Raw genomic sequence first — 22,243 nt, 5'->3', positions numbered from 1 at the left:
AGAGAGAAACCAAGGCGGCGGCCGCGGCGGGCGGCCCCACTGTGTTGCACACCCCTAAGGCCGGGGCCGCCGGGGCCTGCTGGCAACGGATAATCCCTCCACGTGCAGGCGGCGGACATGATCTTCAAGCGCAAGGACAGCTTCTTCCTCGACCTCAGCAAGGCCGGCAGCACGGCCCCTGAGAGCAAGCCCGCCGGGACCCAGCCGGCCGCGACGCCCAGCAAGCCGGCAGCTCCGGCGGTGGAGAAGCCCACGGCCACCGAGGCGGCAGAGGCCCCGGCCCCGCTGGCCCCTGCGGCCCAGCCGGCGCTCACCACCGCCGAGGCGGTGGCCGCCGAGCTGCGGGCGGCCCAGGAGGCGCGGCCGGTGCCCAGCAACGTGACCTTCGCGCCGGATTGCCTCAATCCGGCCAACGCGGTGCCCAGCCGCCGCCGCCGCGCCGGCGCCAACCTCGGCCTGTTCAAGGGGATGGTGGACGAGATGTTCCGCAGCTGAGCGCCAACCCCCGGCGCCAGGCGGCCAGCAGGGCGGCGACGGCCACCGCGGCGGTGGAGGTGCGCAGGATCATGGCGCCCAGGCCCACGGGCTGCCAGCCCGCCGCCGCCGCCACCTGCTCCTCCTCCGGGCTCCAGCCCCCCTCCGGCCCGATCGCCACCACCACCTGAGCAGGCGGCAGCTGCTGCGGCAACAGCTCCACCGCCCTCAGGCGCCGCTCCAGGGGCTGCAGACCCTCGCGGCGGGTGGTGGCCAGCAGCCGCAGCACCGGCCCCTCGGCACCCGGCTGCGGCCCTGGCTCCGGCCCGGCCGCCAGCACGGCGGCGGCGGGCTGGGGGGCATCGAGGCGGGGCAGCCACAGCCGCTCGCACTGCTCCAGCGCCTCGCGCAGGATCGCGGCCTGCCGCTGGGGCCTGAGGGGCGCGGCGGCGGCGCTGCGCTCAGCGCGCAGGGGCGAGAGACGATCGATGCCCAGTTCGCAGGCCATGCGCAGGAGCACATCGGCGTCCTGACGGGGCAGGGCCACCGCCAGCTGCAGGACGGGCCGGGGCAGCGGCTCGGCCAGCAGGGGCCGCTGCAGCGGCTGCTCCAGCAGGGCCGTGTCGGCCGCCAGGGTGGCGCTCCAGAGGTGGCCGGCCCCATCCACCAGGGCAAAGCGCTCAGCGGGCCGCAGCCGCAGCACCCGGCGCAGGTAGTGCAGCTCCGGCGGCTCCAGCGCCAGCACCGCACCGGCATGGAAACCGGCATCGTCTACGGCTGAGGCGGCGGCAGCGGCCAGCCGCTCGGGGGGCACCAGCAGCCGTCGCCACTCCCGCGCCACCGCGCTCGCCCGCTCAGTTGCCGGCGAAGGGCAGCAGCTCCTCGGGCTGCTCCTCCACCGGCCAGTCGTCGTTGATGCCGCCGATCACCAGCTCGTCGATCTCCACCAGCTCGCGGCTGAGCTGGGTGAAGGTGTTGATCAGCACGTCGAGGGCCACGGCGTCGCTGAGGCCCAGATCCACCCAGCAGCGGGCCCACTCCCCCTGGTATTCCACCGGCCCCATGTTGTGCATCAGCGCATGCTGGGCGGTTTCAGCCAACTCGGCGTCGTAGGCCATCCAGCTGATCTCGCCGCCATCGGCCTCCTGGGCCTGGAGGTTCTCGGCGTTGAAGCCACCCAGCTTGCCGAGGAAGAACCAGCTGTCGAAGGCGGTGTCCACATAGCCCCGCTCCCCCTTGCCGGGGGGGTGGAGAAAGCGCAGCCAGATCCAGCAGCTGAAGGGATTGATCTCGCGGAAACGCACCTCCATGGAGAGCGGCCTCGGGGGCGGTGGGGCAGGGGCCTCACCATCCCACACCACCCCGGGGCCGGGCATGCTGGGGCGATGCTGGAACTCAGTGGGGTGCGCTACCAGCCGGCCACGGCGGCCCGGCCGGTGCTCGACGACGTGAACCTGCAGCTGCAGGCTGGCCGGCTGGCGCTGGTGGCGGGCCCCAGCGGCGGCGGCAAAACCACCCTGCTGGAGGTGATCAGCGGCCTGGCCGAGCCGGAGCGGGGCACGATCCGCTGGAACGGGGAGACGCTCAGCGGCCGCCAGCGGCGCTGGCTGTGCGGGCTGGTGTTCCAGTTCCCCGAACGCCATTTCCTGGGCCTCACGGTGGGCCAGGAGCTGCGGCTGGGGCACCGCCGCCTGGAGGCCGAGCGGTTGGAGCGCGTGCTGGAGCGGGTGGGGCTGGGCGCGCTGTCGGTGCAGCAGCAGCCGGAGCGCCTCAGCGGCGGCCAGCAGCGGCGGCTGGCGCTGGCGGTGCAGCTGCTGCGCGAAGCGCGGGTGCTGCTGCTGGATGAACCCACCGCCGGCCTCGACTGGGCGGTGCGCAGCGATGTGGTGGGGCTGCTGGGGGATCTGGCGAAGGAGCGGGTGGTGCTGGTGGTGACCCACGAGCCGGAGCTGTTCCGGGAGCTGGAGCCGGCGAGCTGGTCGCTGCGGGAGGGCCGGCTGAGCCCCATGGAGGCGGGCACGCTCCGTACCATTTCCGCAAACGGGGGGCGTGCATGACTGACCAGTTGCTGCGGGCCGCCGCCGCCGGCGGCGGCATCCGCCTGGTGGCGGTGAGCACCAGCGCCGCCAGCCGCGAGGCGACGCGGCGGCACCGGCTGTCGTTTCTCACCTCGGCCCTGCTGGGGCGGGCGATGACCGCCGGCCTGCTGCTGGCCAGCTCGATGAAGGTGGCCCACGGCCGGGTGAACCTGCGGATCGCCTCCGACGGCCCCCTGCGCGGCCTGAATGTGGATGCCGGCCGCGACGGCACGGTGCGGGGCTACGTGGGCAACCCGGAGCTGGAGCTGGATCTGGTGGAGGAGAGCGACGGCGGCCACCACTTCGACTTCCGCACCGCCACCGGCACCGGCTATCTGCACGTGGTGCGCGACCTGGGCGAGGGCGAGCCCTACAGCTCCACGGTGGAGCTGGTGAGCGGCGGCATCGGCGATGACCTGGCCTCCTACCTGCTGCACTCGGAGCAGACGCCCTCGGCGGTGTTCGTGGGCGAGCAGATCGACAGCCAGGGCATCCTCTGCAGCGGCGGCGTGCTGGTGCAGGTGCTGCCCAAGGCGGCCCAGGAGCCGGCCCTGGTGGCCCTGCTGGAGGAGCGCTGCCGGGAGGTCACGGGCTTTCCCCAGCGGCTGGCGGCCTGCGAAGGCCACCTGCACAGCCTGCTGCAGGACATCTTCCCCGACCTCGACCCCCAGCCCCTGGACTCCGGCCCTCAAGCGGTGCGGTTCCGCTGCCCCTGCAGCCGCGAGCGCAGCCTCGGGGCTCTCAAGCTGCTGGGACGCGATGAGCTGGGCAGCATCCTGGAGGAAGACGGCCAGGCCGAGCTCACCTGCCACTTCTGCAACGCGGTGTATCAGGTGAGTGGGAGCGAGCTGGAGCAGCTGATCGACGACGTGACGCCGGTGGCGCGCTGATCAGGCCACCAGCAGGGCACCGAGCAGCAGCAGCAGCAGGGCCGGCAGGCTCTGCAGCTGGCCCAGGTTGAGGGAGAGGCCCAGAGGGATGGTGGAGGAGGCGGCACCCACCAGCAGGCCGCCCACCAGCAACCCGAGGCTGAGCAGGCCGAAGCCCCAGCCCACGGCCGCCAGGAAGCGGCGGCGGCGGCGCTGCAGCACCACCACGCACAGGCCGGTGCCCAGGGCCAGCAGCAGTTCGGCCGGCGCCGAGGGCACCAGCAGGAGCAGCACGAACAGGCCCCCGAAGCCCCCCAGGGCCAGGGCGCGGTCGTTGCCCTCGGCCATCACCAGGTTGGGGGCGGCCAGGGAGGGTGCGGCGACGCGGGGCAGGGCCACCTTGGGCAGGGCCGGCAGGGAGGGCCGCGGCGAGGGCGAGGCCGGCGTGAGCTGCTCGCGGGCGGAGGCCGTGCGGGCGGCGGTGCTCACCCGGCCCTGCTGGCGCTCCTTGAGGCGATCCATGAGCACGGCGTCGTAGGCCGCCTCCACCCGTGAGCGGGCGATGGGGTCGTCGCCGGCGTCCTTGAGTCGGGCTTCGCGGGCGGCCTGCACCGCATCGAAGCTGGCCTCGGGGGTCACCCCAAGCCGCTCATAGGGCCCACTTCCTGAGTCGGAACCGGAATCGGAGGGCGGTTCGAGGAGGTTGGACATCGGCGGGGGCGTCCGGGACGGCTGTGAGCAGACTCTGCCTGGACAGAGCGTATCGAGCCAAGGTCAGAAGAGGGGCTTGCTGCAACGGAATCCACCCTCGCGCTGCAGGCGCTGCCGGCGGCGCTCGGCCTCGGCGGGATCGAGCTGGTGGCGGTGCTTGAGCAACGGCATCTGGGGCGGCAGATGGCTGCCTTCGCGCATCTCCACGGTGGAGAGGCCCGTGGGCTCAACGCCGGGCTGACTCTGAAAACTCACGTAATCCCAGCCCCCATCAGCGCGGGGGCGCACCAGCCAGACAGGATCCGGCATCGTCCTTGACGGTTTGTTACACGCCAGTCTGGCGCGGCCGGAGAACCGGTGTGAGGCAATGGATCCCGGCGGCGGCGGGCTCAGAGGCTGATGGGCTCCACGCCGCTCACCACCGGCGCCACCGCGCTCAGCTCGAGGTCGGGGTGGTCGTCGCGGAGCTGGCCCAGGTTCCAGTCGTTCTTGAACAGCAGCACCGGCCGGTTCCAGGCGTCGCGCACGGTTTTGCAGTTGAAGATGCGGCCCACCTTCTCCAGCTCGGGCCAGCCGCCCACCACCCAGCGGGCCACGGAGAAGCCGAGGGGTTCGATGCGGGTCTTGACGCCGTATTCGTGTTCGAGGCGGTATTGCACCACCTCCAGCTGCAGCTGGCCCACGGCGGCGAGGATCGGATCGCGCTTGCTCTCGTCGGTGTCGTAGAGGATCTGCACGGCACCCTCCTCGCGCAGCTCGTTCACGCCCTTGCGGAAGCTCTTGAAGGCGGAGGGGTTGGGATTGCGCAGCCAGGCGAAGATCTCGGGGCTGAAGCAGGGGATGCCCTCGTATTCCACCCTGGGGCCGAGGAAGAGGGTGTCGCCGATGGCGAACACGCCGGGGTTGTTGAGGCCGATCACGTCGCCGGGGTAGGCGTCGTCCACCACTTCGCGGTCCTGGCCGAAGAGCTTCTGGGGGCGGGAAAGGCGGATGCTGCGGCCGGTGCGGGCGTGCTGCACGGTCATGTCCTTCTCGAACTTGCCGGAGCACACGCGCACGAAGGCCACCCGGTCGCGGTGGCGGGGGTCCATGTTGGCCTGGAGCTTGAACACGAAGCCGCTGAAGCCGGGGCCCACCGGATCGATCACGCCGGCGCTGCTGGGGCGGGCGACCGGCTGCTGGGCGAGGTCGAGGAAGGCGTCGAGGAAGGGACGCACCCCGAAGTTGGTCATCGCCGAGCCGAAGAACACCGGGCTGAGCTCACCGGCGCGCACCAGCTCGAGATCCAGCTCGGCGCCGGCCCCCTCCAGCAGCTCCAGCTCCTCGAGGGCCTGATCGAGGAGGTCGCTCTCCACGGCGCCGCTGGCGCGGGCTTCCTCCACGCTGAGGCGCCGCTCCTCGCTCTGGCGGCCGCGCTGGGCCCGGGCAAACAGGATCAGCTCGTGGCTGCGGCGATCGATCACGCCGCGGAACTGATCGCCGCTGCCGATCGGCCAGTTCACCGGCCAGCAGGCCAGCCCCAGCTCCCGCTCGATCTCATCGAGCAGCTCGAGGGGCTCTCGGCCCGGCCGGTCCATCTTGTTGATGAAGGTGAAGATGGGGATGCGCCGCATGCGGCACACCTCGAACAGCTTGCGGGTCTGGGGTTCGAGGCCCTTGGCGGCGTCCTCGAGCATCACGGCGTTGTCGGCGGCGGCGAGGGTGCGGTAGGTGTCCTCGGAGAAGTCCTGGTGGCCGGGAGTGTCGAGCAGGTTGATGGTGCTGCCGCTGTAGTCAAACTGCAGCACGGTTGAGGTGATCGAGATGCCCCGCTGTTTTTCCAGCTCCATCCAGTCGGAGGTGACCTTGCGCTGCTCGCCCTTGGCCTTCACGGCGCCGGCCTGCTGGATGGCTCCCCCGTAGAGGAGGAGCTTCTCGGTGAGGGTGGTCTTGCCGGCGTCGGGGTGGGAGATGATCGCGAAGTTGCGGCGGCGGGCCACCGCTTCAGCCAGCGTCTGAAGTTCCTGGGGGAGGGCAGCGCCGCCATCGGCCGCAGTTGGGGTGCTGGAACTGGTCATCGGATCAGCCTGCCAGGCCACCAGGATGGGGTCTTGGGTCGCTCCTCCGGCATGCCCCCGTCCCGTATCCGCGTGCAGTCCCGGCGCCCGTCCAGCCAGGCCGCCACCTTTCTGGTGCCCGGCACACCGGTGTTCGTGGGGGAGCGCAAGCAGGACCAGGCGAGCCTGCACCTGATCCACTTCGATCATGAGCGGCTGCATGAGGTGGAGGGGGCGAGCCTGGCGGACTGCCAGGAACGTCTTCGAGCGCACGGCGTCACCTGGGTGAACGTGAACGGGGTGCACGACGTGGGCCTGATCGACACGCTGGGGGATCTGTTCGGTCTGCACCCGATGACGCGGGAGGACATCGCCGACACCTCCCAGAGGCCGAAGTGGGAGGAGTTTCCCAGCTACGGGTTCATGGCGCTGAAGATGCTGGGGGTGAACGAGACAACCCGGGAGGTGGAGATCGAGCACGTGAGCCTGATCCTCGGCTCCAACTGGGTGCTCACGTTTCTGGAAGATGACGGCGACGTGTTCACGAGCGTGCGCTCGCGGATCCGCAGCGGCAACGGCAGGGTGCGGAAGCAGGGTGCCGACTATCTGGCGTTCTCCCTGATCGACGCGGTGATCGATCACTACTTTCTTGCCGTGGAGTGGACCGGTGATGAGATCGAGCTGTTCGACGATCATGTGCTCAACAACCCCAACCATCTGCGGATCGAGGAGATCCACCACTTCAAGCGCGCTCTGCTGGTGCTGCGGCGGGCGGTGTGGCCGATGCGGGAGGTGATGGGAGCGGTGATGACGAGCGAAGGCGGCCTGATCCGGCGCGAGACGCATGTGTTCTGGCGCAATCTCCACGACCACGCGGTGCAGGTGATCGACCTGGTGGAAACCTGCCGCGACACGCTGGCGAGCCTGCAGGACACCTACCTCTCGAGCCTCAGCAATCGCATGAACGAGGTGATGAAGACCCTCACCATCATCTCCACGATCTTCATCCCCCTCACCTTCATCGCCGGGGTGTACGGCATGAACTTCCAGCACATGCCTGAGCTGTCCTGGCGGCTGGGCTACCGGGCGGTGCTGGCGCTGATGGTCGCCCTGGCGGTGGCGCTGATGCTGATGTTCCGCCGCCGGGGCTGGCTGTGAGCCGCAGCAGCCACCGGCAGTGGCGACAGGAGGTGCCTGAGCTTGCGGGCGTAGTCGGCGTCGGAGGCGGGCTCGATCAGCAGTTCCTCGCCGGACTCGATCCTGCGGGCAGCGATCACCAGGTGTTCCCCTTGGACGGTGCGGGGGGAGAGCACGGCGTTGGCGGGCTCTCCGGGCGGGGGAAAGTTCCAGAACCGGGCATTGTCACCGCAGACGATCACCCAGCCCGGCCGGCGCGGGTTGGTGTAGCCGTAGTGGAGCAGGTCACGGCATTGCCGTTCGGGCAGGCCCTCCAGCCGCACGGCACGATCGAAACCCGGTTCGAAGCGCCACAGAAGGCTGCCGCGCTCCAGTGGAGTCAGAGAGAACACCCCCTGGCCATGGATGCCGCTGGCACCGATCCGGTACGGAATCTGCAGGCCCATCAGGGATCCACATCCCGGCGCGAAGGCAGCCCCGGCAGGGGCTCGGGGGGGCCGTGGTGCCCGTCGCCCTGCCGCCAGAGGCGCAGGGCCTGCCGCACATAGGGCAGATGGCGGAAGCGTTCGGGCAGCGCATCGATGCGCTGGATCGCCTCGCCGTGGTGTCCGGCCTGAGCGGCGGATCTGGCGGAGTCGAAGCTGGCGGCGAAGGCCACCTCCTCGGCGTCGAGTTCAGTCCGGCGGCCGCGGATCTCGAACAGTTCCACCGGCTTGTGGATGCCCCGCAGATGGGCGTCGTCGATCTTGACGATCACATACCGCTCCCGGTCTTCCCCCAGGGCGGTGATCAGGGAGCGGGTGGCCAGGATCCGTGTGCCGTAGCGGCGGTTCACGGTTTCCACCCGGCTGCAGAGATTCACACGGTCACCCACGATCGTGTAGTTCACCCGATTGGTGGAGCCCATGTTGCCCACCACCACCGCGCCATAGTCAAGACCAAAACTGGTGTGGAAGCACAGGGGCCGGCCCTCCTGCTGCCAGCGGCGATTGAGATCCTCCAGGCGCTGGTGACAACTGAGGGCGGTCTCCACCGCGCAGCGGGCGGGATCCTCGATTGAATCGGGGGCTCCCCAGAAGAGCAGGGCCGAATCGCCCATGTACTTGTCGAGCACACCCTGCGTGGATTCGGCGGTGTCATGAATGACGCTGAAGTACTCGTTGAGCGCATCCAGGATCGTCTCGGGATCCAGGCTCTCGGTGATCTCGGTGAAGCCGATGATGTCGGTGAACAGGATCGCCAGCTGGCGCACCTCGCCACCGAGCTGGATCTGATCAGCGTTGAGCACCAGCTTGCGCACGAGCTTGGCGGGAACGTAGCGGCTGAAGTCCACGAGGGCGCTCTCGACGCGTTCCATCGAGTCGGAGATCTCATGGATCTCGTGCACCCAGCGGCCAGTGATCGGCTCTGGTTTCCGTTCGGGGTCGAAGTCGAGTGTGGAGACCGCCAGCAGGCGGCCGTTGATGCGGCGCAGGGGACTGCTGATGCGTCGACCGAAGAAGGCGGCGGTGGGCAGGATGATCAGCAGGCTGAGCAGGTAGCCCTGAGAGAGGGTGCTCAGGATGCGCTGCCGTTCGGCAATCACATGGTCGGAGTTGATGTCGATCCCCAGCACGGCCTCGAAGCTGCCGTCACGCCGGAACAGGGGGTAGTAGCCCGACAGCCAGGTGCCCCACTCGTCGGTGACGAAGCCCCGGTCGGCCTCGAACTGGCCCGTCTGCCAGACGCGGTGCAGGGCATCGGTGCTGGGGCTGGTGGTCATCACCGAGCCGATCGGCTCGTAATCCTCGCTGGCGTAGGGCGTGCCATCCACCACGAAGGCATAGCGGGAGAACTCATCCCGCGGGGTGCCCTCCACCTTGCGGAGAGTGTAGATGAACCCCACACCTTCCACATGATCGAGCGTTCGTTTCATCTGCGCATGGGTGCGCAGATAGATCGGATCAACGTGCTGGGAGGGCTCGCGAAGCGTGGCGAGGTCATCGGCATTGATCCGCGCGGCCAGCGCCCGTGTGGTCTCCCGCAGCCGCTTTGTGGTGTTCTCCCGGGCCACATTCATGCTCTGGGTGATCACCATCACGCCGTTGATGGCCGTCGCGGTGGTCACCGTCACGGTGAAGATCAGCGCGAGTGTGGGGGCAATACGCCAGCGTCCCGGCCTCCAGCCGCGGATCTCGAACATGCTGGAAGCCAAACCTTCCACCGACCTTAGGCAGAGGCCTCGGTGCCGTCCAGCGGCTGGCGTGGCGGGATGGGGAAGCCCGGACCCGGGCCGAAGCCGGCGGACCCGAAGACGTGGTCCCAGAGCGTGAGGATCAGTCCGTAGTGCCGAGCCGGGTTGCGGTGGTGCTCGAGGTGATAGCTGCCGCAGGCCAGCACGCGGGTGATCGGCCCATCGATGGCGGGATTGTGATCGAAGCGCCCGTCGCTGAGCAGCACTTCGTAGAGGTAATGGCAGCCGAGCAGCACGGGGCCCTGAGCGGGAAACAGCGCCGCGACCAGGAGCGCCGGCAGGGTGAGGGTGAACCACACATCCAGCGTTTCTGCGGGGGTGTCGAACCAGAACAGCAGGTGATGCCAGCGCAGGGGGCGGGGCCGCAGCAGGTAGGCCGGGTGGTGATGGGCGCGGTGGGCCAGGGCCAGCCGGTTCCAGCTCACGTTGTGATGGGCGAGGCGGTGAATGCCATAGGCGAGCGCCGTCCAGGCCAGCAGGGCCAGGGCAAACAGGGCGGCCCAGCGCAGGATCTCCAGTGGGCTGGCGAGAACCAAGGGCGACGGGAACGGCGGTCGCTGATGAAAAAACTGTAAGGAACCCGCACCACGCTGGGCCTGGTGGGAGGAGTCGCTTGCACACCCCACCAGTGGCGTTAGGGTTTCCGACACCTGAGCACCAGCCCATGACCGCCTCCGCCACGCCACCAGCAGCAGCGGCCTCAGCAGCTGCGGTGGAGAAGGCCTTCGGGGCTCCGGCACGGGGCGACTTCCCGCCCACGGCGCCGGCGGCGAACCCGGTGTTTTACCGCACCTATTCGCGCCGCCAGGAGGCGGGCCGCGAGAGCTGGAGCCAGGTGGCGGAGCGCAACCTGGGGGGCCTGCGCCAGCTGGGCAAGCTGAGCGAGGCGGAGGTGGAGCTGCTGCGGCGCATGCAGCTGCAGCAGAAGTCGCTGCCGTCGGGGCGCTGGCTGTGGATCGGCGGCACCCCCTGGATCGAGCAGCGCCACAACTTCAGCGGCGCCTACAACTGCACCTCCACCAACCTGGTGGACTGGGAAGCCTTCGGGCTGATGATGGACCTGGCGATGATGGGCTGCGGCACCGGCGCCATCATCGAGCCGCGGCTGATCGAGAAGCTGCCGGCGGTGCGCAACCGGCTGGCAATCACCAGCGTGGCCGACATCGGCGCCACGCCGGCGGGCCAGCGCCAGCAGGCCACCACCCACAGCATTGATGGCCAGAGCGTGGCGATCAAGGTGGGCGACACGCGCCGCGGCTGGGTGGACAGCTACCAGCTGCTGCTGGAGCTGAGCAGCGACGAGCGCTTCGACACCAGCACGCCGATCGAGATCAGCGTGGATCTCTCCGATGTGCGGCCGGTGGGCGAAACCCTGAAGGGCTTCGGCGGCATGGCCAACCCGGTGAAGCTCAAAGACCTCTACGGCCGGGTGGCCCAGATTCTCAACAAGGCCCAGGGGCGGCAGCTCACCTCGGTGGAATGTTGCCTGCTGATCGATGAGGCGGCGGTCACGATCGTGGCCGGCAACATCCGGCGCAGCGCGGGCATGCGCCAGTTCTGCGCCGAGGATTCGTCAGCCGCTGGAGCGAAAGACAACCTCTGGCAGCAAGACGGGGCGGGCAACTGGAGCATCGATCCGGAGCGCGACGCACTGCGGATGGCGAACCACACGCGCGTGTTCCACACCCGCCCGAACTGGGACACGGTGCTGGAGGCGGTGATCAAGCAGTTTCAGAGCGGCGAGGGCGCGATCCAGTTCGCCCCCGAGGCGATCGCCCGCTCCAATGCCGACCTGCTGCCCACCCTTGAGCTGCGCGAGGAGTTTGTGGGCATCTACTGCGACCAGGGCCGCGAGCAGGCGGCGAACTGGCTCAAGCTGCACCACCCGGGCCTGGAGGCCGACGAGCTGGAGCACCGCCTGGGCCGCTACGGGCTGAATCCCTGCGGCGAGATCCTCGGCGCCGACTTCCACTGCAACCTGGCCGAGGTGCACCTCAACCAGATCCACCCCACCGACTTCCAGGCCCAGGAGGATGCCTTCCGCGCCGGCGGGATCGCCGTGGCGTGTCTGCTGAATCACGACTTCGAGGTGGAGCGCTACCGCCAGAGCCGGGCCTGGGATCCGATCGTGGGCGTGAGCTTCACCGGCCTGTTCGACTTCTTCGTGCATGCCTTCGGCACGCCGTGGCTGAACTGGTGGGAGGCGGGCCGGCCGGATTCAGAGGAGGGCCGGGCGTTCAAGGCGCGGGAGGCCGATTATCTGCAGCGCTGGAAGCGGATCGTGCACGAAGCGGTGTGGGAATACTGCGACCGCCACGGCATCCGCCGGCCGAACCGCTGCACCACGGTGCAGCCGGCGGGCACCAAGAGCCTGCTCACCGGCGCCAGCCCGGGCTGGCATCCGCCCAAGGCGCAGCGCTTCATCCGCCGCATCACCTTCCGCAAGAACGATCCGGTGGCGCTGGCGTGTCTGGATTACGGCTACACGATCGTGCCGAGCCAATCCGATAAGGACGAACAGGGCCGTCTGCTGGATGATCCGTTCGATCCACGCTGCAGCGAGTGGCTGGTGGAGATCCCCACGGAGGTGAGCTGGGCGAACCTGCCGGGTGCCGACACGGTGGAGATCAACAACTTCTCGGCCCTGGCGCAGTTTGACTTCTACATGCAGGTGCAGCAGCACTACACGGCCCACAACACCAGCGCGACCATTGAGTTCCGCGAAAACGAGATCGCACCGCTGGCCCACAGGATCCACGAGGCGATCGAGGAGGGCTTCGGCTACATCTCGGCGGCGCTGCTGGCCCGCTTCGATGCCAACGCCACCTTCCCGCGGCTGCCGTTCGAGCCGATCGACAAGGCCACCTACGAACGGCTGCACCAGGAGGTGGAAGGCCGCCGCCGCACGGCGGACTTCTTCGAAGCCCTGGCCCGCTACGACCGCGGCGAACTGATGGAGGCGGGACCTGCCGGTTGTGATTCGGACAAGTGCCTGCTGCCGTTGGCGAAGCCGGAGGGGTGAAGCGCTGCATGCGGGGGGTGGTTCACGGGTCCGTGAACCACCTGGGTCCGGTGGGCCGGACGACGGCAGATAGCCACTGCCCCAAGGGCTCTAAGGTTTTTGGGGCGCAGGGAAAAGGGGCGTTATACGGAAAGAGTTGAGGCGGATTGAGTGGCTTGCGGAACAATCGAAGAACTAGTTATATGGTCTACCGGTTATGGTTGCATGGCTGAGTAGATGCAATGGATCTGACAAGGTTTCTAGAGCTTCTGAAGCTGAGGCCGCAGACACTTCTGGGCATCTTGCTGGGAACTGGCGTACTGGCACTTTTACCAGAAAGCGCTCTCACCAAGCTGGGGCTTCATGCCTTTGTCTCTAAATTTCGCGGATGGCTCGGAGGAGCATTTGTTTTAAGCTCGGCCCTTCTCCTGGGCAATGGATTGTCGGCTGTCCTTCGTCAAGTCGGGAGATGGATATCTGAGATCAATGAATCCAAGGCAAGGCGAAAGTCATTTAAGTATCTCAGCCCTCCCGAGAAAGCCTTGCTGGCAAAGTACCTCAACGATAAGACTACGACGCACTACTTTGATATCAGTGACGGCATCGCAAATGGCTTGGAAGCCAGGGGATTCATCTACAGAGCTTCCAATGTGGGTGCCCACTACAAGTCCTTTGCATTCAACATCCAACCTTGGGCGTGGAGGTGCTTGCAGGACAATCCTCGCCTTGTGACTGATGAGACAATAACAACTGAAAAATGATTACGCTACTAGACCTTACTGGAATAGTCGCGTGGCTGGCCACATAACATCCAAATACCGAAGACGGGGCCTATGTTACTTTGATATCCTTTCGCCTCCTGCCGGCTTCTGATCTGGAGCGTTATGCGGCGGGCGTCTGAGGGAAACCAAATAGCCTCAAAGATGCGACCAAAGTCTCACCCATGCAGCTTGGACTGTGCGGATTGGATGGGCTGCTCTATAATTCCCGCAAAGGCAAGCATTGCCGCAGTTCATGACTGAACAGGAAATCGAAGCCAACCTGATTGCCAGCCTGACTGAACTTAAATATGTCTATCGAGCAGAAATCAATAGCCGTGCGACGCTAGAGAGTAATTTTCGAGAGAAGTTCGAAGCACTTAACCGCGTCAAGTTATCCGATGGGGAGTTTGCTCGTCTGCTTGACGAGATCATCACGCCCGACGTTTTCGCTGCTGCCAGGATTCTTCGCAGTCTCAACGCCTTCACCCGCGATGACGGCACGCCGCTGAACTATTCGCTTGTGAACCTGAAAGATTGGTGCAAAAACGACTTTGAGGTGATCAATCAGCTACGCATCAATACGGAGTACAGCCACCACCGCTACGACGTCATCCTGCTGATCAACGGCGTGCCCGTGATGCAGATCGAGCTCAAAAGCCTCGGTATCAATCCACGACGGGCCATGGAGCAGATCGTGGAGTACAAGAATGATCCCGGCAATGGCTACACCCGCACGCTGCTCTGTTTCATGCAGCTCTTCGCTGTCAGCAATCGCGATCGCACTTATTACTTCGCCAACAACAACGCCCGCCATTTCGCCTTCAACGCCGAAGAGCGCTTTCTACCGATCTACGAATTTGCGGGCGAGGATAACAGGAAGATCACCCACCTCGACGACTTTGCAAAGGGATTCCTTTCGAAATGCGATCTAGGTCGCACGATAAGCCGCTATATGGTGCTGCTGGCAGCAGAGCAGAAGCTGATGATGATGCGGCCTTATCAGGTGTATGCCGTGCAGCATCTGGTTCGCTGCATCGATGAAGACAATGGCAACGGCTTCGTTTGGCACACCACCGGCAGCGGCAAGACGCTCACCTCATTCAAGGCCTCCACCTTGCTGAAGGAGAACCCGCATATTCACAAGTGCGTGTTCGTGGTGGATCGCAAGGATCTCGATCGCCAGACCCGCGAGGAATTCAACCGTTTCCAGGACGGTTGTGTGGAGGAAAACACCAACACCGCTGCCTTGGTGCGCCGCCTGCTCTCGGAGGACTACGCCGACAAGGTGATCGTCACCACCATCCAGAAGCTGGGGCTGGCGCTGGATGAGAACAGCAAGCGGAATCAGCAACGGAGCAGGAATGGCCAGGCCACCTACAAGGCGCAGCTCGAGGCCCTAAAGCACAAGCGGCTGGTGTTCATCTTCGACGAGTGCCACCGCTCCCAGTTCGGCGACAACCACAAGGCCATCAAGACCTTCTTCACCAAAGCCCAGCTGTTCGGATTCACCGGCACGCCAATCTTCTAGGTGAATGCGTCCTCACAGAAAATCGAAGACAGGCAGGCTTCGATGCGCACCACGGCTGATCTATTCGAGAAGCAGCTCCACGCTTACACCATCACCCATGCCATTGAGGATGGCAATGTACTGCGCTTCCACATCGACTACTAAAAACCCGAGGGTGCCAACCCACCCAAGCCCGGCGAGGCCATCGCCAAACGGGCCGTGATTGAGGCCATCCTCAAAAAGCACGATGCTGCCACCGCAGCCAGACGCTTCAACGCCATCCTCGCCACGGCGTCGATCAATGATGCGATCGAATATTTCTCGTTGTTCAAGGCCATCCAGGCAGAGAAGCTGGCTGCCGATCCCGAGTTCAAGCCGCTGAACATCGCCTGCGTGTTCTCTCCGCCTGTCGAGGGAAATCCTGATGTGAAGCAGATCCAGGAGGATCTACCGCAGGAGCAAGTCGACAACCAGGACGACCCCGAAGGCAAGAAGGCAGCCCTTAAGGCCATTCTTGCCGATTACAACAGCCGCTACGGCACCAATCACCGCCTCAGCGAATTCGATCTTTACTACCAGGATGTGCAGACGCGCATCAAGGATCAGCAGTGGCCGGAGCAGGATCTCCGCAAGGCCAACCCCCAGGCCGCCCACCACAAGATCGACATCACGATTGTGGTGGACATGCTGCTAACAGGCTTCGACTCCAAGTATCTAAATACACTGTATGTGGACAAGAGCCTGCGGCACCATGGCCTGATCCAGGCCTTTTCGCGCACCAACCGCGTGCTGAACAGCAGCAAGCCCTACGGCAATATTCTCGATTTCCGTCAGCAGCAGGAGGCAGTGGATGCCGCGATCGCTCTGTTTTCGGGTGAGAAAACCGGTGAGCAGGCGCGCGAGATCTGGCTTGTCGACAAGGCGCCGGTCGTGATCGAGAAGCTGCGTTCCGCCGCCCAGAAGCTTGCCGAGTTCATGGGCTCTCAAGGCCTCGATTGCACGCCCTCCGACGTCGCCAACCTGAAGGGGGATGTCGCCAAGGTGGCCTTCATCAGCCACTTCAAGGAAGTTCAGCGGCTCAAGACTCAGCTCGACCAATACACCGACCTCAGCGAGGGTGACAAAGACAGCATCGAACAGGTTCTGCCGGAAGACCGTCTGCGGGGTTTCAGAGGTCAGTACCTCGATACGGCCAGGAAGCTCAGGGAGCAGCGCGGTGACAACGATGGTAAATGTCAGAGCAAGGATGTGCCTCTGGATCAGCTCGATTTTGAGTTTGTGCTGTTTGCCTCCGCTGTGATTGATTACGACTACATCATGGGCCTGATTACCAGGTATTCGCAGAAGGCACCGGGCAAGGCCTCGATGACCCGCGAGGAACTGATCGGCCTGATCAGCGCCGATGCCAAGTTCATGGACGAGCGCGATGCCATCGCCGCCTACATCAACACCCTGAAAGCGGGCGAGGGCCTCAGCGAAGCCGCCATCCGCGAGGGGTATACGCGCTTCAAGGCCGAACAGAGCGCAAGGGAGCTCGCCGCCATTGCTGCCAGGCATGGCCTGGCGACCACCGCCCTGCAAGCCTTTGTGGATGCCATCCTGAGCCGCATGATCTTCGATGGCGAACAGCTCAGTGATCTCATGGCCCCGCTTGAGCTCGGCTGGAAAGCCCGCAGCCAGGCCGAACTTGCCCTGATGGCCGACCTGGTTCCTCTGCTCGTCAGGCGCGCTGGGGGGCGCGAAATCTCAGGGTTGCGTGCGTATGAGCAGTGAGACGACAGCCAGCACGATGAAGCAACACGAAACGACTGTTCTGATGCCGAAGCTGCGGTTTCCTGAGTTTCGGGAAACTAACGGGTGGGAAATCAAGCTCATCGGCCCTTATTTGGAAGACTGCTGAGGCAGAGTTCCGCCTGAGACAAATTTGCCTGTCTATAGTTCTACGCGGGAAGGTCTCAAGCGCCAAGATTCATACTTTGATGGAAGACTTCTCCAGAACAAGAGCGAATACGGCGTTGTTCCGCCAGGCTGTTTCGTCTACAGGCATATGAGCGACGACGGACTGTTCAAGTTTAATATCAATGATACTGGCGGTGCAATCGCGGTCAGTAAAGAGTATCCCGTCTTCCGAACCAAAGGTCTGAACTCAACATTCTTGCTTGCCAAGTTGAATGACGGCCTTGATTTCAAGCACTTTGCCTTCTCACAAAAAGCCGGAGGTACTCGAACCCGTCTGTATTTCAGCAGGCTTTGCGAATGGCATACTTTATTACCTTCTCTCGCAGAGCAGAACAAAGTCGCCGACTGCCTGACTTCGCTGGACGAGCTGATCGCTGCGCAAGCGCAGAAAGTGGAGGCGCTCAAGTCCCATAAGAAAGGGCTGATGCAGCGGCTGTTCCCCCGCGAAGGCGAAACCCAGCCTCCGCTTCGTTTTCCTGAGTTTCAGGATTCTGGGGATTGGGCTGATTCACCGATGGGTACGCTCCTAATGCATCCCCCCAGCTACGGAGTGAATGCCGCGGCAGTGCCATTTTCTGAAGATCTGCCTCAGTACCTCCGAATCACAGATATTTCAGAAGATGGGCACTATCTGCCCGAGAAGCGGGTATCAGTCAATCTTCAGGCTGCTGATCAGAACTATTTAGAGGAGGGTGACGTTGTCCTTGCCCGCACGGGCGCAAGTGTTGGCAAATCCTATAAATATCGAAAGGAGGATGGCAGGCTGGTATTCGCAGGATTTCTGATCAGAGTTAAACCACACCCCAAAAAATTAGTTTCAGCGTATCTTGCTAATTATCTGAAGACCGGATCCTTCTGGAATTGGGTCGCTGTGGCATCCGCGCGCAGCGGGCAGCCGGGCATCAACAGTACTCAGTACAGTTCGCTCTCGATTCCGTTGCCGCCGATGCTCGCCGAACAACAACATATTGCCTCCTGCTTGAGCAGCCTCGACGCCAAGATCACCGGCGAAACTCAGAAGCTCGAAGCTTTTAAGACCCACAAGATGGGCCTGATGCAGCAGCTTTTCCCATCCGCGGAGGTGGAGGGATGAGTCACGAGCTAATCGCCGAGAAACTTACTAAAGTACAAGAGCCGATCGTGCTTATCTACGCGTTCAACGCGACCGGAAAGACAAGGTTGTCAGTTGCTTACAAGAATGCGACCAAGGATGGCGACGGCAATCATGCCGGGGTCTATTTCAATGCTTACAGCGAAGACCTCTTTGTATGGGACAATGATCCTGAAAATGATGAGGCAAGTATCCAGCTCGAGATTCGCAAGAGTAGCTTGAATCGCTATCATAACTCCCTTACCGAGGACGATATCCGGGACAAGCTCAACCGATTCAGGCCCAACTACCGGTTTGACTTCATCTTTCATGACAATCCCGAGGACGGGATCAGGTCTGTGATGTTTTTCCACGAAGTTGCCGATTCAGAAGATCCGAGCAATATCACCAAAGTGCCGCTCAAGATCTCGCGTGGGGAAGAGAGAATATTTGTCTGGTGTTTCTTCCTTGCGCTTTTTGAGGTAGAAGGATGGGCGGACGAGCGTTCATCCCACTTTTTCATCGATGATCCCGTTTCAAACCTAGACGACCACAATATCTTCATTACGGCATCGACCATCTACGACCTGATCGACGAACATCATGTCAACAGAAAGATTGTCGTTACCACTCATCACATCGGGCTCTTCTCTATCCTGGCGGACCTATTGACAAAGGGTGAGAAAGCCGCCGCATTTAAGAAGCGAACGCGCATATGCACGCTGAGCCTCAAGAATGGTGAGCTTTCACTAGAGAGCTGTCGCAATGATGTGTTCTTGTATCATCTTCGCCTGCTTCAAGTATTGGATAGCGCATACACAGTGAACGAAGTCAAAGCATACCATTTTGCGCTTCTTCGGCAGGTTCTTGAAAATATCTCATCCTTTTTGGGTGTCGGGCAGTTTGGCTATGTCCTCACGCAGATTGGAATCACTGATGCGGCAGAAGTAGCCACCATCGTCAACACGATGTCCCATAAGAAGATCTACTACTTCGAGTCTGATGAGCTGGTGCCAGACACCATGGCGATCTTTGAGAAGGTCTTCAAGGGTGTGAAAGAAAAGTACCAGTTTGTGCTCCACACGCCTGCCGCCGGGCCTGCAGTTCAAGTCCCTGCGAAGATCGGGGTTGATGGACCGGTAGAGTCCGTCAAGGCAACGGCGTCAAAGGCCACAAAGAGATCAGGAAAGAAGGCCCCCACTAACCGGAGAAAAGTATGAGCGGCACCAGTCAAAAGCAACTGGGTACCATGCTCTGGAAAATCGCCGACGAGATGCTTGGGGCGATGAACGCGGATGACTTCCTCTATGAAGTATTAATATTCCTGTTTTCTCGCGGGCCATCTATAAGAAGATATATCCATGTGGATGTTGACCCATGACCGACCTAATTCTCTACACCACTGACGACGGTCGCAGCCAGATCAAGCTGCGAGCCAAGGACCAGACCGTATGGCTGACGCAACGCGAGATGGCCCAGCTATTTGACGTGAGCACAGACAATGTGGGTTTGCATCTCAGGAATATCTTTGCAGATGGAGAACTTGAGATCAAGTCAGTTACCGAGGAATCCTCGGTAACTGCTTCTGACGGTAAAAACTACCTCACCAAGCTTTACAACCTCGTCGCCATCCTGGCCGTGGGCTATCGCGTGCGCTCGCCGCGCGGTGTGCAGTTTCGTCGTTGGGCGTCCACTGTGCTTAAGGACTACCTGATCAAAGGATTCGTTCTCGACGACGAGCGGCTGAAAAACCCGGATGGACGGCCGGATTATTTCGATGAGATGCTGAAGCGCATCCGCGATATCCGGGCTTCCGAAAAGCGTTTCTACCAAAAAGTACGCGATCTCTTCGCTCTGTCCAGTGACTACGACAAGATGGACAAGGCAACGCAGCTCTTCTTCGCAACGGTACAGAATCAGCTCATCTTCGCTGTGACCCAGAAGACGGCAGCAGAACTGATTATGGCCCGCGCCAATCCCGCTGATCCCCACTTCGGTCTGCTCACCTGGAAGCGCGAGAAGGTTAGAAAAGAAGATATCTTTGTCGCGAAGAACTATCTGAGTGAGGATGAGATCGACACCCTGAATAGGCTGGTGGTGATCTTCCTGGAGACGGCCGAACTGCGTGCCAAGAGCAAACAGGAAACCCGCATGGCCTTCTGGAAACAGAACGTGGATCAGATCATCACCAGCAATGGCTTTCCGCTGCTCAGCAACGCCGGATCCATCAGCCACCAGCAAATGGAAGCGCATACAGCCGAGCTCTACCAGCGCTTCGACCAGCAGCGCCGAAAGCAGGAGGCGCTTCAAGCCGATCAGCAAGACGAAGCCGATCTTCAGGCCTTGGAATCCAAACTCAAAAGAAGACCGCAGCCATGAGCGACTCCACCCAACAACAACTCGGCAACACCCTCTGGGCGATCGCCGACAAGCTGCGCGGGGCGATGAACGCGGACGACTTCCGCGACTACATGCTCGCCTTCCTGTTCCTGCGCTACCTCTCCGACAACTACGAGATCGCCGCGAAGAAGGAGCTGGGCAGCGATTACCTGGAACTCGAGGCCGACAGCTACCTGGTACCCCTAAGCATCTGGTATGAACTCAATCCAGAGGATGTGGATGCCTTTGAAAAGCAGATGCGCCGCAAGATCCATTATGTGATCAAGCCGTCCTATCTCTGGGCGAGCATTGCCCATCAGGCTCGCATCCAAAGCGACGACCTGCTCAACACGCTCCAGGCTGGTTTGAAATACATTGAAACCGAGTCGTTTGAGAGCACGTTCCAGGGTCTGTTCTCGGAGATCAATCTGGCTTCCGAGAAGCTGGGCCGCACCTACTCCGATCGCAATGCCAAGCTCTGCACCATCATCCAGAAGATAGCGGATGGGCTGGCGGAGTTCTCGACAGATATCGACGCGCTTGGTGATGCCTATGAATACCTGATCGGTCAGTTTGCGGCCGGCTCAGGCAAGAAGGCTGGCGAGTTCTACACCCCGCAGCAGATCTCAGACATCCTCTCCGGCATCGTCACCCTCGACAGCCAGGAGCCGAGCAGCGGCACCAGGAAGCGGTTGGAGAGCGTGATGGATTTCGCCTGCGGTTCGGGTTCGCTGCTGCTCAATGTGCGCAAGCAGGTGGCTAAGGCTGGCGGAACGATCGGCAGGATCTACGGGCAGGAGAAAAACATCACCACCTACAACCTGGCGCGTATGAACATGCTGCTGCATGGGGTGAAGGACACCGAGTTCGAGATCTTCCATGGAGACACCCTGCTCAACGAGTGGGACAAACTGCGCGACATAAATCCTGCCCATAAGCCGAGTTTCGATGCCATCGTGGCCAATCCCCCCTTCAGCTACCGCTGGGAACCCAGCGAGGCCCTGGCTGATGATGTGCGGTTCAAAGGCCATGGGTTGGCCCCTAAATCGGCTGCCGACTTCGCTTTTCTCCTGCACGGCTTCCACTACCTGAAGGAAGAAGGGGTGATGGCGATCATCCTTCCCCATGGTGTGCTGTTCCGTGGCGGCGCTGAGGTGCGCATCCGCACCAAGCTGCTCAAAGACGGCCACATCGACACCGTGATCGGCCTGCCTGCCAATCTCTTCTATTCAACAGGAATTCCGGTGTGCATCCTCGTGCTGAAGAAATGCAAGAAGCCTGACGATGTGCTCTTCATCAACGCCGCTGAGAACTACGAGAAAGGCAAGCGCCAGAATCAACTGAGCCGGGAGCACATAGCCAAGATCATCGACACATACAAGCACCGGAAAGACGAGGCACGCTATGCTCGTAAGGTCGAGATGTCAGAGATCGAGAAGAATAACTTCAACCTGAATATCTCGCGCTACATTAGCACGGCAGCCGCAGATGAGGAGATCGACTTGCAAGTGGTTCACTCTGAGCTGTGTTCGCTTGAGCAGGCTATCGCTGATGCACGGGATAGCCATAATTCCTTCCTCAAAGAACTGGAGCTACCACTCTTGCCATGAGCTCCCTTGAACCGCATAACAACCAGATGCAGAAGACGTGTGCGGATATTGCCTATCAATGGCGCGCAACCCTGCTCCGCTTCTGATCTGGAGCGTTAGGTCCCATCACTAACTTCTACTCCCTGAGTTCCCCGGGTTTTGAGGACAGGTCGATGAGGGTCACCCCATGAGCACAGCCCGCCCATTCGCCCTGCGTCTGTTCGTGCCCTCCGGGCTGCCGGATGGGATGCGCATCGTGGAGAAGACCAACTGGAGCGGCATCGGCTACGTGGGGACTCCTGAAAAAGGGATCCGCCGGCTGGATCCAAATACTGCGAACGAGCGGCGCGTTGTCTGCCCAGACGCTTGGCTATACAGCGGCCAATGAATCGGCCATTTCAAGCTTCCAAATGTTCCTG

The 22,243-nt window shown here is 62.8% G+C and carries 22 protein-coding genes; 14 read left to right on the top strand and 8 right to left on the bottom strand.

The annotated features are described in order from the left end of the window. Positions 1-102 precede the first annotated feature (102 nt). Positions 103-495 (top strand): hypothetical protein, encoded by a 393-nt coding sequence (locus KBY96_RS05260; RefSeq protein ID WP_254978183.1) that lies wholly within the window; start codon positions 103-105, stop codon positions 493-495. On the opposite strand, the gene KBY96_RS05255 is transcribed toward KBY96_RS05260, so the two are convergent. After that, complete coding sequence (locus tag KBY96_RS05255) at positions 461-1,315, bottom strand: 16S rRNA (uracil(1498)-N(3))-methyltransferase (protein WP_254978182.1); 855 nt, start codon at positions 1,313-1,315, stop codon at positions 461-463. The genes KBY96_RS05260 and KBY96_RS05255 overlap by 35 nt on opposite strands. Before the next feature lie 13 nt (positions 1,316-1,328). Beyond that, positions 1,329-1,784 (bottom strand): DUF3531 family protein, encoded by a 456-nt coding sequence (locus tag KBY96_RS05250; protein ID WP_254978181.1) that lies wholly within the window; start codon positions 1,782-1,784, stop codon positions 1,329-1,331. A 75-nt stretch (positions 1,785-1,859) separates the two neighbouring features. Here KBY96_RS05250 and KBY96_RS05245 point away from each other — a divergent pair, with 75 nt between their 5' ends. Together KBY96_RS05245 and hslO are read left to right on the top strand one after the other, a co-directional pair. Next, the gene (locus KBY96_RS05245; RefSeq protein WP_254978180.1) at positions 1,860-2,531 is read left to right on the top strand and encodes an ABC transporter ATP-binding protein; all 672 of its coding nucleotides are present in this window, start codon (positions 1,860-1,862) and stop codon (positions 2,529-2,531) included. After that, positions 2,528-3,442 (top strand): Hsp33 family molecular chaperone HslO, encoded by a 915-nt coding sequence (hslO, locus tag KBY96_RS05240; RefSeq protein ID WP_254978179.1) that lies wholly within the window; start codon positions 2,528-2,530, stop codon positions 3,440-3,442. Before KBY96_RS05245 ends, hslO begins: the two co-directional genes overlap by 4 nt. Here hslO and KBY96_RS05235 read toward each other — a convergent pair whose 3' ends face one another. The 3 genes from KBY96_RS05235 to KBY96_RS05225 form a co-directional block, all read right to left on the bottom strand. After that, positions 3,443-4,132, bottom strand: a complete 690-nt coding sequence (locus KBY96_RS05235; RefSeq protein WP_254978178.1) for a CPP1-like family protein — start codon at positions 4,130-4,132, stop codon at positions 3,443-3,445. 63 nt (positions 4,133-4,195) lie between these two features. Beyond that, the gene (locus KBY96_RS05230; protein ID WP_254978177.1) at positions 4,196-4,441 is read right to left on the bottom strand and encodes a DUF1651 domain-containing protein; all 246 of its coding nucleotides are present in this window, start codon (positions 4,439-4,441) and stop codon (positions 4,196-4,198) included. An 80-nt stretch (positions 4,442-4,521) separates the two neighbouring features. Continuing rightward, a complete protein-coding gene (locus KBY96_RS05225) occupies positions 4,522-6,189 on the bottom strand; it encodes a peptide chain release factor 3 (protein WP_254978176.1) in 1,668 nt (555 codons plus the stop codon). Between the two features lie 51 nt (positions 6,190-6,240). On the opposite strand from KBY96_RS05225, the gene corA reads away from it, so the two are divergent. Then, positions 6,241-7,326: a magnesium/cobalt transporter CorA gene (gene corA / locus KBY96_RS05220; protein WP_254978175.1), complete on the top strand. Its 1,086-nt coding sequence runs from the start codon at positions 6,241-6,243 to the stop codon at positions 7,324-7,326. On the opposite strand, the gene KBY96_RS05215 is transcribed toward corA, so the two are convergent. From KBY96_RS05215 to KBY96_RS05205, 3 genes are all read right to left on the bottom strand, one after another. Then, complete coding sequence (locus KBY96_RS05215; protein ID WP_254978174.1) at positions 7,248-7,751, bottom strand: SET domain-containing protein; 504 nt, start codon at positions 7,749-7,751, stop codon at positions 7,248-7,250. The two genes, corA and KBY96_RS05215, sit on opposite strands and share 79 nt — an antisense overlap. Next, positions 7,751-9,418 (bottom strand): adenylate/guanylate cyclase domain-containing protein, encoded by a 1,668-nt coding sequence (locus KBY96_RS16360; protein ID WP_254978173.1) that lies wholly within the window; start codon positions 9,416-9,418, stop codon positions 7,751-7,753. Before KBY96_RS16360 ends, KBY96_RS05215 begins: the two co-directional genes overlap by 1 nt. Before the next feature lie 95 nt (positions 9,419-9,513). Further along, a complete protein-coding gene (locus tag KBY96_RS05205; protein WP_254978172.1) occupies positions 9,514-10,074 on the bottom strand; it encodes a sterol desaturase family protein in 561 nt (186 codons plus the stop codon). A 128-nt stretch (positions 10,075-10,202) separates the two neighbouring features. Here KBY96_RS05205 and nrdJ point away from each other — a divergent pair, with 128 nt between their 5' ends. The 10 genes from nrdJ to KBY96_RS05155 all read left to right on the top strand — a co-directional run bounded on the left by nrdJ (position 10,203) and on the right by KBY96_RS05155 (position 22,212). Continuing rightward, positions 10,203-12,560 (top strand): ribonucleoside-triphosphate reductase, adenosylcobalamin-dependent, encoded by a 2,358-nt coding sequence (nrdJ, locus tag KBY96_RS05200; protein ID WP_254978171.1) that lies wholly within the window; start codon positions 10,203-10,205, stop codon positions 12,558-12,560. A 221-nt stretch (positions 12,561-12,781) separates the two neighbouring features. Further along, positions 12,782-13,300 (top strand): super-infection exclusion protein B, encoded by a 519-nt coding sequence (locus tag KBY96_RS05195; RefSeq protein WP_254978170.1) that lies wholly within the window; start codon positions 12,782-12,784, stop codon positions 13,298-13,300. A gap of 253 nt (positions 13,301-13,553) precedes the next feature. After that, the gene (locus KBY96_RS05190; RefSeq protein ID WP_254978169.1) at positions 13,554-14,828 is read left to right on the top strand and encodes a DEAD/DEAH box helicase family protein; all 1,275 of its coding nucleotides are present in this window, start codon (positions 13,554-13,556) and stop codon (positions 14,826-14,828) included. A gap of 198 nt (positions 14,829-15,026) precedes the next feature. Further along, positions 15,027-16,580: a type I restriction endonuclease subunit R, EcoR124 family gene (locus KBY96_RS05185; protein WP_254978168.1), complete on the top strand. Its 1,554-nt coding sequence runs from the start codon at positions 15,027-15,029 to the stop codon at positions 16,578-16,580. A 274-nt stretch (positions 16,581-16,854) separates the two neighbouring features. Beyond that, complete coding sequence (locus tag KBY96_RS05180) at positions 16,855-17,859, top strand: restriction endonuclease subunit S (RefSeq protein WP_254978167.1); 1,005 nt, start codon at positions 16,855-16,857, stop codon at positions 17,857-17,859. Continuing rightward, a complete protein-coding gene (locus KBY96_RS05175) occupies positions 17,856-19,076 on the top strand; it encodes an AAA family ATPase (RefSeq protein WP_254978166.1) in 1,221 nt (406 codons plus the stop codon). The genes KBY96_RS05180 and KBY96_RS05175 overlap by 4 nt, the downstream gene beginning before the upstream one ends. Continuing rightward, on the top strand, positions 19,073-19,237 hold the full coding sequence (locus tag KBY96_RS05170; RefSeq protein ID WP_254978165.1) for a hypothetical protein: 165 nt from the start codon (positions 19,073-19,075) through the stop codon (positions 19,235-19,237). The genes KBY96_RS05175 and KBY96_RS05170 overlap by 4 nt, the downstream gene beginning before the upstream one ends. Beyond that, the gene (locus tag KBY96_RS05165; protein WP_254978164.1) at positions 19,234-20,235 is read left to right on the top strand and encodes a virulence RhuM family protein; all 1,002 of its coding nucleotides are present in this window, start codon (positions 19,234-19,236) and stop codon (positions 20,233-20,235) included. The genes KBY96_RS05170 and KBY96_RS05165 overlap by 4 nt, the downstream gene beginning before the upstream one ends. After that, the gene (locus tag KBY96_RS05160; protein ID WP_254978163.1) at positions 20,232-21,845 is read left to right on the top strand and encodes a type I restriction-modification system subunit M; all 1,614 of its coding nucleotides are present in this window, start codon (positions 20,232-20,234) and stop codon (positions 21,843-21,845) included. The genes KBY96_RS05165 and KBY96_RS05160 overlap by 4 nt, the downstream gene beginning before the upstream one ends. Before the next feature lie 166 nt (positions 21,846-22,011). Then, positions 22,012-22,212 carry a hypothetical protein gene (locus tag KBY96_RS05155; RefSeq protein ID WP_254978162.1) on the top strand — a complete coding sequence of 67 codons (201 nt, stop codon included), beginning with the start codon at positions 22,012-22,014 and terminating at the stop codon, positions 22,210-22,212. The last annotated feature ends 31 nt before the right edge of the window (positions 22,213-22,243 follow it).

It is taken from the genome of Cyanobium sp. ATX 6A2 (assembly GCF_024346355.1).
GTDB lineage: Bacteria > Cyanobacteriota > Cyanobacteriia > PCC-6307 > Cyanobiaceae > NIES-981.
This window is presented reverse-complemented; position numbering and strand designations above follow the sequence as displayed.